The organism is Thiomicrorhabdus chilensis DSM 12352, assembly GCF_000483485.1.
Lineage (GTDB): Bacteria > Pseudomonadota > Gammaproteobacteria > Thiomicrospirales > Thiomicrospiraceae > Thiomicrorhabdus > Thiomicrorhabdus chilensis.
The window spans coordinates 1,124,534-1,138,636 of sequence record NZ_KI519609.1 but is presented as its reverse complement, the minus strand read 5'-3'; the positions used below and the strand labels follow the sequence as shown (position 1 = coordinate 1,138,636).

Genomic DNA, 14,103 nt, shown 5'->3' with positions numbered 1-14,103 from the left:
GCTCAAATTAAATATTTTGCTACCATTCATGTTTGCCCGCGAAATAGGCAAAAGCCACGTTAAAGGCCGTTTCCTGAAACTTTTTTAAGCCGGTATCGGCAAACGAAAATGGAATCGGGCAGTGTTTTAGATTGGCTTTCTGCTCGGTGGCCGACAACAGCGACACCTCTAATCCCGGTGCCAACTGCAAGGCCGCCTCCAGCTTAAAGCCATTGGCGCCCCCGGCAAACTTGCCCTTTTTCATGCGTTCCTTGATGACCACGTGATCGATTTTGTAATCCTCGACCAATTTGGCGAAGGTTTTCTGGAAATACTTAAGATCCTCCGCGCGATCCGGGTTGGCGCACTGAATACGCCTTACCCGGCATTCCGGCAAGTAATAGATGCCTTCGTTTTCCGAAAGCAAACAGATCACCGCATCGTTACCGCTCAATTCAACGCCGCATACCAGCATTATCTACTGCTCCAGGTATCACGCAAGGCCACGGTGCGGTTGTAAACCTGCTTGTCTCCGCACTGATTATCGCGGCAGAAATACCCTTCACGCTCAAACTGGTAGGCTTGTTCGGCGGCCGAATTGAGCAGGCCTGGCTCCACAAAACCGTACTTGACCACCAGAGATTCGGGATTGAGGACGGATTCAAAATCTTCTTCCTTGGCCGGGTTCTCCACCGTGAACAGACGATCATACAAACGGAATTCAGCCGGCAGGGCGTGGCTCGCTTCCACAAAATGAATCACGCCTTTGACCTTACGCCCGTCTGCCGGGTTTTTACCATGCGTATCCGGATCATAACTGCAATACACGGTCGTCACATTGCCATCAGCATCATAATCGGCACGCAGGCCTTTAATTACATAGGCATTGCGCAAACGTACTTCTTTGTCCAGCGCCAGACGCATGTATTTGCCGTTTGGCGCGACTTCGGTAAAATCGGCACGGTCAATGTACAATTCGCGTCCGAAAAAGATTTCACGTTTACCCATTGTCTCGTTTTGCGGATGTACCGGCGCCATCAAAGTCTGTGGCTCGTCCTGATAATTCTCAATCACCACTTTAATCGGGTCAATCACCGCCATCGAACGCGGCGCGACCTTGTTTAGGTCATCACGTACCGCCGCTTCCAGAATGCCCATCTCGGTCATGCTGTCCACTTTGGAAATACCAATGCGTTCGGCAAAGTCACGGATTGAAGCCGGAGTGTAACCGCGGCGGCGCATTCCGGAAATGGTCGGCATGCGCGGGTCGTTCCAACCCTCCACTAATTTATCGTCCACCAGCTGATGCAGTTTACGTTTGGACATCACCGTATATTCCAGATTCAAACGCGAAAACTCGTACTGGAACGGGCGATCCGGCTTTTGGAAATCATTGAGGTTGTCCAACACCCAGTCGTAAAGACGACGGTTATCCTGAAACTCAAGGGTACACAGGGAATGTGTCACCCCTTCGATGCCGTCGGAAAGGCAGTGCGCAAAATCATACATCGGGTAGATGCACCATTTATCGCCAGTCTGGTGATGGTGGGCAAAACGCACACGATACAAAGTCGGATCGCGCATGCACATAAATGAAGACGCCATGTCGATTTTGGCTCTTAAAACACACTCACCTTCTTTGAACTCACCACTTCTCATCTTCTCGAACAGTGCCAGATTCTCTTCCACCGAGGTATCACGGTATGGACTGTCTTTACCCGGCTCCTTTAGATTACCGCGATATTCCCGTGTCTCTTCGGCGTTTAAGAAACAGACATAAGCCAATCCTTTTTCAATCAACTCCACCGCATAAGCGTAAAACTGGTCGAAGTAATTGGACGAATAACACGGTTCACCCGGCCATTTGAATCCCAGCCAGCAAACATCTTGCTGAATTGAATCAACGTACTCCAAATCTTCTTTAGCCGGATTGGTGTCATCAAACCGTAGATTACAGGCCCCGTCATAGTCTTCGGCGATGCCAAAATTCAGGCAGATCGACTTGGCGTGACCGATATGCAGATAACCGTTCGGTTCGGGTGGGAAACGGGTTCGCACCGACTCATATTTGTGCTTAGCCAAATCTTCATCGATTATGTTACGAATGAAATTTACCGGACGCTCCACTGCTTCGCTTTTACCTGCTTTACTCATCTATTCTAAAACCTGTTCAAATGCCGATTAATCCAAGCCTGAAAATCAGCAGGCCTGGTCTTGGTATCCCCAATCCTTTGTCTTAAGCGCCCTTTAAATATCGGGCCGGACAGGGATACGCGTGAAATAGGCAAAATTATAGCATCAATGCGCTAAGCCCATAAAGATAACCGAATGGGTAGATCGCCTAAATAGCTGCTTATTTAGTGCTTATTTGTCTGAAGCCTTATCTGTCGGTGCGTTTTTAAACTAAAAGAGGGGTTCAGAAGCAGCAAACGCTCGAACGGTTTCTGGTCTGTCGTGCTAAAATTAGTGGCTTGTTTTCAGTGCTGTCGCTCACACCTGAAGGGAGGATGCTTGTCCCATAAAGCCAAAATCAGGCTGATTCTATTTGCTGCCTTGGGCAATATGATTGCGCCCTTTTCAATCGACACCTACTTGCCGTCTTTTCCGGCGATTGAAAGCCACTATCAGGTGTCACGCGACATGCTGGCGGCCTCAATGGGCGCTTATTTGGCGGCGTTTGCCATCACCACCTTAATATGGGGGCCGCTTGCTGACCGCTTTGGCCGAAAAAAAGTCGCCACCATTTCCCTTTTAGGATTTGCATTCTCCTCCGGCGGCTGCGCCCTGGCGGCCACTTTCGACCATTTCATGCTCTTCAGGGTGTTGCAAGGGGTTCTGGCCGGAGGCGTGATCATTGCCGCGCGCGCTATGATTCGAGACAGTTATCCCGCCAATGAAGCGCAAAAAGCCATGGCCATCGTCATGATGGTCTTTGCCGTAGGTCCGGCCATCGCCCCGATTATCGGCGGGTTTTTACAGCTTCACTTCGACTGGGAAAGCATTTTCTGGTTTTTGTGCGCTTACGGACTGCTCACCCTCGCGCTCATTTACTTTTTCATTGACGAAACCCAGAACCCTGAGCACATACAATCGATTGCGCCTAAAAGGTTATTGATCTCCTATGGTCACAGCTTGAAACATCCACTGTTCATTCGTCTGGTGCTTGCTCAATCCTTTGTATTCGGAGGATTTTTTGTCTACATCGCCGGTTCTGCCAGTTTGATTTTCGATCACCTCAAACTGGGGCCAGAAGACTTTTGGATACAATTCGTGCCAATGGTCAGCGGCATGGTATTGGGATCTTTCCTGGCCCATCAGCTGTCTAATCGGCAGAGTCCCTTACGCATGGCCAATCTGGCTTTTCTAATCGGCGGCTCGGCAACCATGCTTAATTTAATATTGGTGAGTTTCAATGACCCGCATTTTTGGAGCGTCATTCCAGCCATCAGCCTCTACGCATTTGCCGTGTCGCTAAGCCTGCCTGTGCTCTCGATTCTTGCCATGGATTGTCTCCCCGAAAAACGAGGCATGGCGGCTTCACTGCAAAGTCTGTTGCAGATGGGAATGGCGGCTTTGATCTCCATACTGGTGGTGCCATTAGTGCACGCTTCTTTGATCGAGATGGCGGTCGCCCTGCTCAGCATGTGGTTGATCGGCCTGCTTCTATGGCTCAGTGTCTATCGCCAACTTCCCAAGCTGGCCAATCAAGTGCAAAATTTTTAATCCAAACTTAATTTATAAGTCCTTATTCAAAACAACATGCCACCGCAAAATGGACAGGCCTGCTCAAATCGCCCTTGATGGATTTGCAAGCTTGCGCCTAAAGGCTTACAATGCGCGTTTTCTGGTGCACAATCCATTTGATTATTGTCTATTTGATTTGATGACTTGGATTGCGTTAAACGGGAAGTTTGGTGCAAAGACACACGATCATGTTTTTTTGTGTGGCTTTAATTCCTACGCTGCCCCCGCAACGGTGATAGAGAAGACAGATTAACATGCCATTGGAAAATCCTTTCCGAGAAGGCCATCTGAAACCGCTCTTAAGCCCGGATACCGGCCAGAGAAACGAGTGAACCCTCACGGATCACTCACAACCGATTGCGGTGGGCAATGCGGCGTGAATTTACCTCTTTATTTTTAGCGTCCCCCCAAGGGTTGGCGCTGATTTGTTGTGTTAAGCTAACGACCCGTTTTGCCTTCGTTCATTATGAATTTTATGAATTGAAGGAAACTCCATGAAACCCTCTACTTTATCCGTTGCGGTATTGACGGCGATCGCGACCTCTCCGGCGCTTTCCGAAACAACCGAATTAAACGACATTCTGGTGATGTCGCCAACCAACAGCGAACAGTCCATTCGCAGTGTCACCTCCAACCTGACCGTGATTACAGCTCAAGAAATTGAGGAAAAACACTACCAAACTATTCAAGAAGCTCTACAGGTGGTTCCCGGCATCAACCTCTACAATAGTGGCGGCCCGCTTCAAACCACATTGTTGCAAGTTCGCGGTTCAAGCAACGGTCAAGTACTCATCATGGTGGATGGTGTCTCGATCAACGATCCTTCTTCCTTTGGCGCAAACCTGAATACGGTGGCTCTGCAAGACATAGATCGCATCGAAATCGTCAAAGGCCCTCAGGCCGGTGTCTGGGGTGCCAACGCGGCTGCGGGCGTGGTGAACATCATCACCAAACAAGCGACCCAAGGTGGGCACGCTCAAGTCAACATTGAAAGGGGTTCTTGGAATACCCAAAAATTAGCCACCACCTTAAGTGCGGCCAATGACCACGCAGATTTTGTATTTTCCTTGTCCGATACCAGCAGCGACGGCTATTCCAGCGTCATTGCGGCGGATGCCGACAGCGACGATTCCGAAAGAGACGGGCATTCACAAACCGATATCAATTTTAAACTCGGCTTGAACCTGAGCACGCAGCATCGTTTGGAAACCTCGATCAAGAAAAACCAAAGTGATTTCGATTACGACGCCTATGCCTGGCCAAACGGCTATGATCCGGAAGATGCCGTCTCGCATGCAAAAATCGACAGCGAATTGCGCAAATTGCAGTACCGTTATCAACAAGATGGACTTTCCGCGCGACTCTACTTAAGCAACTATCAAATTGAGCGTACTTATGTCGAACCTTTTGTCACCGGATACTACGAAGGCGAATCCACCGAAAAAGGCGGCGTAGTCAATTACGAATACCTGAGCGGTCAATCCTTAACGGCCGGAGCCGTGCTCAGCGAGTATAAAGGCGTCAGCGATTACTACGGTCTCTCCGAAGCCGAATACCAATCGACCGGCTTGTTTGTCACCAACACCAACCTGTTCAATAACGGCAGCTTGATTATCAGCGAATCATTGCGCAACGATCAATACGACAACGATTTCGATGACAAGCTAACCGGAAGAATCGGCATCAAATACCGAATCAAGCCGGACATCTATCTGGGCGCAAATTACGGCACCGCCTATAATGCGCCGTCGCTGTATGACTACACCCACTCGGTAGCCGGATTGCAGCCGGAAACCACAGAGGGGTATGAAATCAACTTGGGCGCTTACGGACTGGAAGTGAGTTACTACGATAACGACGTAACCGACCTGATCGGTTACAACAGCCTTTACGAAGCCTACAACGAAGATGGCACCAGTTCTCTCAGCGGATTCGAAGTACGATACGCGCGCTATTTCAAGCAACTGAATACCGACTTCGAGTTAGCGTACGATACGCTGATGGCCAAAAATGCCGAGAACCAATGGCTTGGACGCCGTCCACAGGATCAAGTCAGCCTGCAGGTGATGTACGATGGTTTTGCCAATACTCAGATAGGTATTCAGAGCCGTTATGTGGGACAGATGTATGACCAAAACGATCAGCAAGGCCAACAGATAGGCGATTACTTCACCACCAATCTGACGGCCAGCTATGCGCTGAATAAAGGGTTAAACATGTATGTCCGTGTCGTCAACGTCTTTGGCGAAGACTACACCAGCGCCATCACCGATGCGAGCTCAAACAATGTCTATTCCAATGGCGGGATGCAGACTTTTGTGGGAATCCGCGGCAATATCTAATCGCTTCCGGAAAATGATGATTAATACCTAAAGGGCTATGATTCATAGCCCTTTTTTGGTTTAAGGCGATGTGAATCGCTACAATATCCCAAACAAACCGTAGGTTGGATAATTTATGCTCCCCTCTTTTCTAATGAAAACCCTGTTTACAGGCTGTCTGCTGCTTTTGCAAATTCAGCAGGCCTGGTCGGATAACGAGACGCCGACCTCACGTGCCGACTACCAACGCATTATCAGCCTATCCCCTCATATCACCGAACTGCTGTTCAGTGCTGGAGCCGGCGACAAACTGATTGGACGGGTCGCATTCTCCGATTACCCCCCTCAGGTGTCTGACATAGCCAACGTGGGCACGGCGGCCGCACTCTCAATAGAGCGCATTATTCAACTGCAGCCCGACCTAATCATCGCCTGGCAATCCGGCACCCGCCCTCAAGATGTGGAGCGGTTGAACCAACTGGGATTCCACGTGATCTTTTCGGAACCGCGCAAACTTTCTGAAATTCCTCAGGAAATACGTCGTTTCGGGACACTTTTCAATAGTGCTGATCACGCCGAAATCCAAGCCTTAAAACTGGAAAAACTGATTGAGACCTTGCGCCAACGCTATACATCATCTTTACCGGTTCGGGCTTTTTATCAGATTTGGAACGACCCGCTGATGACCGTCAACCAACAACAATTCATCAGCCAGGCCATGCAACTGTGCGGCGCCCGTAATATCTTTGCGGACTTGCCATTGCTGGCCGGAGAGGTGAACATGGAAAGCGTATTGCAACGTGACCCGCAAATCATTTTGCTCGGCGGAGAGGAAGCCATGCAAAAACAATGGCAGCAAGAGTGGCAAAAATGGCACAGCCTGACAGCGGTGAAAAACCAACAGATCTACACTCTGAACGCAGATTTTTTCCATCGGGCGACGGCTCGCCTGATCGAAGCCTTGCCGCAGTTGTGTGAAAATATCCAACAAGCACGTTTAAGTCTTAAAGCTCCTGAAGAGCGAACTCCCGGCCTTGGCGATCAATAAAGTGAGGTGACTGCCCCGAACTCAACAGCACAACATCATTCTTCAAATCAAAACCCAAATGGCTCATCTTCATCCATCAGACCGGCCGAATTATAGGCATCAATCACCTCTTGCCCCTGAGTGGATTTGGTGATGATATCGATGGTGGCTTTCGGACACATAATGAACTCGCAGGCGATCAGATATCGGCCCAGATCATATTTTTCCTCAATGCGCACCACCTTGGCTCTTTGATGGATAATCTCATAGTCTTCAACCTCGGTCGTCGACACATTGATACGGAAAAACAACTCCAGGATATCGTTCTTATCCACCAGGAATTCGGTTAAAAATGCGAAACCGGTTGGCGAAATATCGTGATAATCACGCGACCAATATTCCGGAAAGATGATGATGTAATTGCTGCTGGAAATGTTGTTGTAGATTTTCTCCATCAGCAACGTATAGTGATATAAATCAATAAACGATTTCAATAACTTGGAACCATTCTGTTTGTTTTTTTCGATGTAATCCCGAATGTCGTAATCGATTTTAAGCTTTTCCAGAACCGGGCCTTCATAGAGCTTATGCGGGGTCGAGTTCTCTAATAAAATCAAAGTACTGCGATTGATTTGGTTCAGTTTCTCTTCAAAATCGCGCAGAATGCTTTCCGTACGGATATTGCCGTCCAAGGAGGCATAATCCAACGACTGGTTCAGGTTGGTGTTCAGTTGCTCCTGCGCCGCCTGCATATCCAGTACGCCCACCGACACCCCATTGAGCACTTCACGCAAGTGTTCGAGTTTCTCCAACACCTCCATAAACAGTCGGTGGGCTTGCGGGTACTGATCGTGCAGCGCCAAGTGGATGTTTTTGGTATAGTTCACCACCACCGTATCGAGTTTTTCATTGACGATTTTGGTGAAGTGTTTAATGCCTGAACTGTAGATATCCCCCTGCAACTCCTCGACACTTTCGTGACTGCCAATACGGATAAAGTGATAACTCATATCGGCTTTGTAGCGAAAATAACGACGAATGTTGTCGTGTCGTTTACGGATTGCCAGCCTTTGTTTCTCACGCGGGCTTTGCGTCTTATCCTGATTCAACCAGTGCCAGGTTCGTGGGTGATCCTCTTTCAGTACCTTCTGAATACGGCGTCTATCGGCGCCGGGCATTTGCAAAAGCACAGCCAATACTTTGTAAAGGGTCTCCTCCAAAAACTGCTGATGCACCTGGCTGATATAAAGGTCATGCGAAAAAGAGGTGATTTTGGCGACGATACAGGCGCAAAGGGTTTGGTCTATGCCCTGCTCGTTAAGGGGCTTGGAGCTTCTGAAATCTTCAAAGTGTTTGGAGTACTGGCTCCTCAGGTCCATCAGCAGGATTTCTAAAGAGCTGCTACGCAGAATGTGATAGGCCACGGCACGGTATTCAAAAGGCAGGCTTTCAATAAAAGAGTGATCGTTGTCGTAATGCGTACCTGGCATTTTCAATACCTTATGTTAATAGGATCCATCTTGTGTTGCACTGCCTGAACCTTGTCCGAGAGATTCACTTTGAACCGAGGTTGATAATGCTTATTAAGACTCCACGGCTTGGTTAAGCAAATAATACAGCATATAACCGCCGTACATCACGACCATGACAATGCTCAGCAAGGTGATGGGACGCAAGCCTTTTTGCTCAACCACAATGCCCTGGCGCTCCAGTTTGCGAACCCGCAACTTATGCTTGATCAACCAATAAAAAAAGTAAACAATCCCTGCCAGAGTTAGATATTTGAGCATTTCCTCAAAACCCGCCGCTGTTGTTTTCAGAAGTCGGACTTTCCAACAATCGGCGTACTTTGATCAGATCGGCTTCGGTATCGACTCCGACCCCAGCATCACACAGGGCATCCAAAACCAGAATTTTTTCGCCACGCCATAACACCCGCAACTGTTCAAGTTTCTCTACCTGTTCCAGCGGACATTCGGGCCAGGAAACATACTGCTTTACAAAGCCGGCTCGGTAAGCGTATAAACCGATATGACGTTTATAAGCCCACTCTTTGGGCAACTCCCGTGCATCCGCTGAAAAGCTGTCTCTAGACCACGGCAAAGGTGCTCGGCTGAAGTTAATCGCGCGATTGGCAACATCACGACTGACTTTGACCGCATTGGGGTCAAACACGGTTTCCACATCTTCAATCGGTTCACACAAGGTCGCCATGGAAATTTCCGGGTGCGCCATCAAGCCGTCCGCCACCTGATGGATCAACTCCGGCGGTAACATGGGTTCGTCGCCCTGCACATTGACGATGATTTCATCCCCCTTAATGCCTGCGACATCGATCACCTCGGCAATGCGTTCGGTACCCGATTGATGTCGGTCGTCGGTCAAGCACACCTCGGCACCAAAGGCTTCACAAACGTGCTGAACTTCAAGCGATTCTGTCGCGATGATAATGCGTTCTGCACCGGACTTTTTGGCCTGACGCCAAGTCCACTCAATCATGGGTTTGCCATGAATCTCCATCAGCGGTTTGCCCGGCAAACGACTGGATTCAAAACGCGCTGGAATAATAACGGTAAAGGCCATAAATTCAGTTGAATCTCACATTAAGGCTGCAGTTCAGGTTCTCAGGCTTTCTGAGAACGGTATTTTTCGGCCTCTTCAGCCGTGATTTGGCGCGCTTCATCTTCCAGCAAAATAGGAATGCCGTCCCGCACCGGATAGGCCAAGTTAGCCGCAGTGGAAATCAGTTCGTCGCGACTCTTGTCGTAAATCAGTTTGGTTTTGCTCACAGGACAAACCAGAATTTCTAACAGTTTAGGATCCATCTCTCTCTCAATTTTTAGCGTGGTTATCTAAGAGTTTGAAGCTAGGCCAACAGCGTTTCTGACAGACTGGATACGTGCATACAGTTTATCAAACAAGTCGTCATCCGCCTGCGGTTCAACCTCTAAAAACCACCAGTTATGTTTTTGTTGCTTTTGCGCGATTTCAAGACATTTTACCGCATCTTTCTCGGTCATTAACAAGGGTTTTTCATCCTTAACCCAATCAAAGTCGGACAAACGATAAGCCTGATGATCTGCAAACGGACGCCCATCCACCTCAATTTGCAAGGTTTCTAAAGTATCAAAGAAACGTTGGGGATTACCGATGCCCGCCATGGCTTGCACGCTTTGTGCCTTGAAGAAAGGTAATGGGCGCTCTTGCTGCGGATCGGCAACCTGACGAAAACGTACCGGCTGCAACGCCATCTCAAAACTTTTCAACGCACAGGCCTGCTCATTGACACCGCTTCCAGACAAGCCATCGTCAGCGGGTTTAACACCGTTATAGACAATAAAATCCACTTCGTCCAACCGTGTTAAGGGCTCGCGCAACGGACCGGCGGGCAGGCACAAGCGGTTACCCCACAAACGCTTTGCATCGACCATCACGATTTCAATGTCTCTGGCCAAGCCGTAATGCTGCAACCCATCATCGCTGATGATGACATCGGGTTGCGCTTCTTGTTGCAGCATGCTCAGCGCCTGATTGCGCTTCGGCGCGACCACCACCGGACACTTCAAATGCTTGGCAAGCAACACCGGCTCATCCCCGACCAATTCAGGTGAACTCTGGGCATCGACCCACTGAGGCCATTTTTTTGACTTGCCGCCATAACCGCGGCTGATGATGCCAACCTTGAGCCCCTGCTGCTGCAGGCGTTTGACCAGCCAGAGAATAAACGGCGTCTTACCGCTGCCACCGACCACGATATTGCCGACGACAATCACCACCGCTTTCGAGGATTTGGAGACAGAAGCAGACCTGAATTTATGCAGACGTCGGGCGGCTTCTTGGCAAACCAGTCGGCTCAAGGGCATCAGCAACGTCGTTTTCCAATTGGTTTTCGCCCAAAAGGCTGGCCAGCTCATTGAAACAGAATTCCTTTATTTTCCGGTGAACAGCGGTGATGATACCATTTAAGCCGCAATTGTCTCGCCTGATATTGAGGCTCAGACCCGAATTCATCGCGATTGCGGTCAATCAGATAACCGATCCCACCCGCACACGCCGTATTGAACCACCGCACCTTTGAGTCCAAACGCTGCAGGGTTTGCTGTGCCGGAAAGTGATAGCGGTTTTTATAACCCGAAGAAAACAGTACCACTTTGGGCTGAACCCGCGCCAGCCACTCCGGGGCGGTTGAATAACGACTGCCGTGGTGGCCTGCAACCAGAATGTCCGCCGATAACGGATTTCCGTCGGCTGTTTGCGCATAAGCCTTCAGCAATTTTTTCTCGCCGCGCGCACTCAGATCGCCGGTCACTAGAATGGAGTGCGCTCCGGCAGTTACCTTAAGCACACACGAACGGTCATTGTCGCTACGCAAGCTCTTATCCAAACCGGCAATGCCCGGGGACAAAACAAAAAACTCCACACCGTCCCATTGCCATTGCTGTCCGGCACGGCAGGATTCAATAGTGTATTCAGTTGGCCTCAGCGCCTTCATTAGCACCTCTGGTTGGCCACTGGTGACCTCTTTGGCATCAATCTCATTCAACAGCCGTTGCAAACCGCCGGCATGATCCATATCACTGTGACTGACCATCACCCTATCCACCTGAGTCCAGTTTCTGGCTCTTAAAAAAGGCAAAACCGCCAGCTTGGCTCCATCCATCTTAGTGCCCCACTTAGCTCCGGTGTCATACACCAAAACATGATTTTGAGTCTCGATCACCAGCGCCTGCCCTTGGCCGACATCCAGCACATTCAACCAGGCCTGCCCGTTTTGAGGCCGCTCTTTTGCTGAAAACACCCCGACCCACAACACACCGATTAGCAGAAAAAACATTGCCGCTAAACGTAAACGACGATTTCCAGCCAGCAACACAGTAAACATCAGAAAATAGCACAGACCCAGTTGCCACAAACTCAAACTGCCTAAGGTGATGGACGCGTTCTGCCATGCGGACAAAGTTTGTAAAAAAGACCACACCAGCTCCCACAGCCCATCCATCCACACCACACTTTGTGACGCTATGGAAGTTGACAACAAAGCCAAAAAAGAAGCCAAAAACACCATCGGCAACCCGATAAAACTGACAAAAGGAACCGCGACCAGATTAGCAAGCAAGCTAAAAGTGGGTAAGAAATGGAAACTCCAAATCAAATAAGGCGCCAGACCGAAGGTCAAAACCAATTGAATCCAGATCAGTTGCTGCCACCTGGGTGACCTTTTGACCAATGGGATCTGCAAAACCGCAAAAATCAGCGCCACCGCCAAAAAAGACAGCCAAAATCCCAGGCTGAGCACCGAACGCACATCCCACAACACCACCAATAATGCGGCCAAAGCCAATGCTGACCAGGGTTGGAATGTGCGTTTCATAAACAAGAACAGCAACACCGCCACCACCATCAGATAGGCGCGTTGGGTGGGGATGGAGAATCCAGCCAGAACCAGATACACACTGGCAAAAAGCAAGGCTCCGGTTGCTCCGAATAGGGGAAGATTCAAATGCCGGATTCGATAAAGACCCAGCCACCACAAAACCTTAAACAGCAAATAGCCCAAGAGCGCCACCATGCCCATATGCAGCCCTGAAATGGCCATCAGGTGTACGGTGCCGGTATTTTGTAAAACCTGCCATTGGCCATCCGTTATCGCGCTTCTGTCTCCATAACTGAGCGCCTGATACAAGCCCTTAAACGGACTGTCTGCAAACACATTCTGCAACCTCTGCGCGAGCTGATGGCGCAGACCGCTATCGACCTCTCCAGGAAGCAGGCGGTTCACCTGCGTGCCATCGGCCTTATCTATCTTGTCCACCACATAGCCTTTAGCGGCGATGCGGTTCTGATATAACCAGGACTCATAATCCAGAGCACCCAGGTTCATGGAGCCGTGATTGGTTTTCAATTTAACCTGCAATTGCCAGATCTGCTTGGGCTCCGGCAGAAAGGGTTTCAATTGTTCTGCTTCTGGCCTCAAATACCAGCTGAGTTGAACCGTCGGTTTTGGCCCGTACCAGGCCTGCTCGTTTTCAAATGACTTGTTTTTTGCCGTTGGCTGAAGTGATTCTGGATCACGGATGTGATGAAGGCGCATCGAAAAGCGATAGCGCAGCCCTCTTTCAGTGGTTGTCATCTGCGGCAACCCGACCACCTCGCCTTGAATCACAACCGGTTTATCCAGCCATAGCGGCTCGACATTAACCGAAAAAAAAGTCTGCCAAAACACCCAACTCCAGCCTATAATGAACCCCAATAAAACATTAAGCACCCAACTGGGTTCAGGACGTTTTAACCAAGAAAACCTAGATGCAGGTAAAGATAGCGGACGGGTGCTAAGCGAAACACCACTTTTTTTAGTCATGAGCACAATACTCAGCAAGACGAGCAATAACGCCACGGCCAACCACAAGGGTGGCAGCGTTTTAAGCTGGTAAAAGCTAAAAACCGCTAATACGAATGCAATTACAAAACTAACAAACATGCCCAAACATCTCTTTAAACGCTACCTACCTACACCTGATAAAGTCAAGAAAATTAAAGGCTTAGGTGTTTTGGGAAAATGGCTGCACAATCCCAGCATTTGGCACCTGCATCGCCACTCGGTTTCCAAGGCTTTTCTGATCGGGCTCTTCTGGATGGCGATGCCCATGCCGTCACAAATGATTGCCGCCGCTTTCAGTGCGGTTGTCATGCGTGCCAACTTGCCGATCAGTGTTGCCCTGGTTTGGATCAGCAACCCTTTCACCATGCCGCCGATTTTCTATTTCAATTATGTCGTCGGCAGCCATCTTCTCGGGCTTAAAGCGACCGAGGACTGGCACTTTGAACTCAGCTGGCAATGGATGTGGCACACCTTGGGCGATTTATGGATGCCACTCTTTTTAGGCAGTGCCGTGGTGGGGCTGGCTCTAGGGCTGATAGGTTATTTCACCATCGACATCTTTTGGCGCATGCATGTCATCAAAAGCTGGAAGGCACGACGTCGTAAAAAGTGGCAAAAGAAATTCCGCGAACAGTCACGCCTCGAAAAATAAA

The 14,103-nt window shown here is 49.4% G+C and carries 12 protein-coding genes and 1 riboswitch; of the genes, 4 read left to right on the top strand and 8 right to left on the bottom strand.

Annotated elements, in window-relative coordinates; all coding sequences use genetic code 11:
• Nucleotides 1-19: 19 nt before the first annotated feature.
• Nucleotides 20-454: a DUF3010 family protein gene (locus B076_RS0105425; protein ID WP_028486420.1), complete on the bottom strand. Its 435-nt coding sequence runs from the start codon at nucleotides 452-454 to the stop codon at nucleotides 20-22.
• Nucleotides 454-2,133, bottom strand: coding sequence for a glutamine--tRNA ligase (gene glnS, locus B076_RS0105420; RefSeq protein WP_028486419.1), 1,680 nt, complete (start codon nucleotides 2,131-2,133; stop codon nucleotides 454-456). Before glnS ends, B076_RS0105425 begins: the two co-directional genes overlap by 1 nt.
• Nucleotides 2,134-2,490: 357 nt before the next feature.
• On the opposite strand from glnS, the gene B076_RS0105415 reads away from it, so the two are divergent.
• The 3 genes from B076_RS0105415 (at nucleotide 2,491) to B076_RS12180 (ending at nucleotide 7,092) form a co-directional block, all read left to right on the top strand.
• Complete coding sequence (locus B076_RS0105415) at nucleotides 2,491-3,702, top strand: multidrug effflux MFS transporter (protein WP_028486418.1); 1,212 nt, start codon at nucleotides 2,491-2,493, stop codon at nucleotides 3,700-3,702.
• Nucleotides 3,703-3,838: 136 nt separating this feature from the next.
• Nucleotides 3,839-4,058, top strand: a riboswitch (cobalamin riboswitch).
• Between the two features lie 159 nt (nucleotides 4,059-4,217).
• Nucleotides 4,218-6,065, top strand: coding sequence for a TonB-dependent receptor plug domain-containing protein (locus B076_RS0105405; RefSeq protein WP_028486416.1), 1,848 nt, complete (start codon nucleotides 4,218-4,220; stop codon nucleotides 6,063-6,065).
• 115 nt (nucleotides 6,066-6,180) lie between these two features.
• On the top strand, nucleotides 6,181-7,092 hold the full coding sequence (locus B076_RS12180) for a cobalamin-binding protein (protein ID WP_084205714.1): 912 nt from the start codon (nucleotides 6,181-6,183) through the stop codon (nucleotides 7,090-7,092).
• A 47-nt stretch (nucleotides 7,093-7,139) separates the two neighbouring features.
• On the opposite strand, the gene B076_RS0105395 is transcribed toward B076_RS12180, so the two are convergent.
• The 6 genes from B076_RS0105395 to B076_RS0105370 all read right to left on the bottom strand — a co-directional run bounded on the left by B076_RS0105395 (nucleotide 7,140) and on the right by B076_RS0105370 (nucleotide 13,549).
• Entirely contained in the window at nucleotides 7,140-8,561 is a 1,422-nt protein-coding gene (locus B076_RS0105395; protein ID WP_028486415.1) for a PilZ domain-containing protein, read from the bottom strand.
• A gap of 93 nt (nucleotides 8,562-8,654) precedes the next feature.
• Nucleotides 8,655-8,861, bottom strand: a complete 207-nt coding sequence (locus B076_RS0105390; RefSeq protein ID WP_028486414.1) for a hypothetical protein — start codon at nucleotides 8,859-8,861, stop codon at nucleotides 8,655-8,657.
• A gap of 4 nt (nucleotides 8,862-8,865) precedes the next feature.
• Entirely contained in the window at nucleotides 8,866-9,654 is a 789-nt protein-coding gene (kdsB, locus tag B076_RS0105385) for a 3-deoxy-manno-octulosonate cytidylyltransferase (protein ID WP_028486413.1), read from the bottom strand.
• Between the two features lie 41 nt (nucleotides 9,655-9,695).
• Nucleotides 9,696-9,896, bottom strand: coding sequence for a Trm112 family protein (locus tag B076_RS0105380; RefSeq protein WP_028486412.1), 201 nt, complete (start codon nucleotides 9,894-9,896; stop codon nucleotides 9,696-9,698).
• A gap of 27 nt (nucleotides 9,897-9,923) precedes the next feature.
• Nucleotides 9,924-10,985, bottom strand: coding sequence for a tetraacyldisaccharide 4'-kinase (gene lpxK, locus B076_RS0105375; protein WP_028486411.1), 1,062 nt, complete (start codon nucleotides 10,983-10,985; stop codon nucleotides 9,924-9,926).
• Nucleotides 10,982-13,549 (bottom strand): DNA internalization-related competence protein ComEC/Rec2, encoded by a 2,568-nt coding sequence (locus B076_RS0105370; RefSeq protein WP_028486410.1) that lies wholly within the window; start codon nucleotides 13,547-13,549, stop codon nucleotides 10,982-10,984. Before B076_RS0105370 ends, lpxK begins: the two co-directional genes overlap by 4 nt.
• On the opposite strand from B076_RS0105370, the gene B076_RS0105365 reads away from it, so the two are divergent.
• The gene (locus B076_RS0105365) at nucleotides 13,548-14,102 is read left to right on the top strand and encodes a DUF2062 domain-containing protein (protein ID WP_028486409.1); all 555 of its coding nucleotides are present in this window, start codon (nucleotides 13,548-13,550) and stop codon (nucleotides 14,100-14,102) included. The two genes, B076_RS0105370 and B076_RS0105365, sit on opposite strands and share 2 nt — an antisense overlap.
• Nucleotide 14,103: the final 1 nt, after the last annotated feature.

What these genes read in the sequence shown, in the direction of transcription:
- B076_RS0105390 (WP_028486414.1), bottom strand. Translation starts at nt 8,861, where the DNA reads ATGCTCAAATATCTAACTCTGGCAGGGATTGTTTACTTTTTTTATTGG.
- B076_RS0105425 (WP_028486420.1), bottom strand. Translation starts at nt 454, where the DNA reads ATGCTGGTATGCGGCGTTGAATTGAGCGGTAACGATGCGGTGATCTGT.
- glnS (WP_028486419.1), bottom strand. Translation starts at nt 2,133, where the DNA reads ATGAGTAAAGCAGGTAAAAGCGAAGCAGTGGAGCGTCCGGTAAATTTC.
- B076_RS0105395 (WP_028486415.1), bottom strand. Translation starts at nt 8,561, where the DNA reads ATGCCAGGTACGCATTACGACAACGATCACTCTTTTATTGAAAGCCTG.
- B076_RS0105405 (WP_028486416.1), top strand. Translation starts at nt 4,218, where the DNA reads ATGAAACCCTCTACTTTATCCGTTGCGGTATTGACGGCGATCGCGACC.
- B076_RS0105365 (WP_028486409.1), top strand. Translation starts at nt 13,548, where the DNA reads ATGCCCAAACATCTCTTTAAACGCTACCTACCTACACCTGATAAAGTC.
- lpxK (WP_028486411.1), bottom strand. Translation starts at nt 10,985, where the DNA reads ATGAGCTGGCCAGCCTTTTGGGCGAAAACCAATTGGAAAACGACGTTG.
- kdsB (WP_028486413.1), bottom strand. Translation starts at nt 9,654, where the DNA reads ATGGCCTTTACCGTTATTATTCCAGCGCGTTTTGAATCCAGTCGTTTG.
- B076_RS0105380 (WP_028486412.1), bottom strand. Translation starts at nt 9,896, where the DNA reads ATGGATCCTAAACTGTTAGAAATTCTGGTTTGTCCTGTGAGCAAAACC.
- B076_RS12180 (WP_084205714.1), top strand. Translation starts at nt 6,181, where the DNA reads ATGCTCCCCTCTTTTCTAATGAAAACCCTGTTTACAGGCTGTCTGCTG.
- B076_RS0105370 (WP_028486410.1), bottom strand. Translation starts at nt 13,549, where the DNA reads ATGTTTGTTAGTTTTGTAATTGCATTCGTATTAGCGGTTTTTAGCTTT.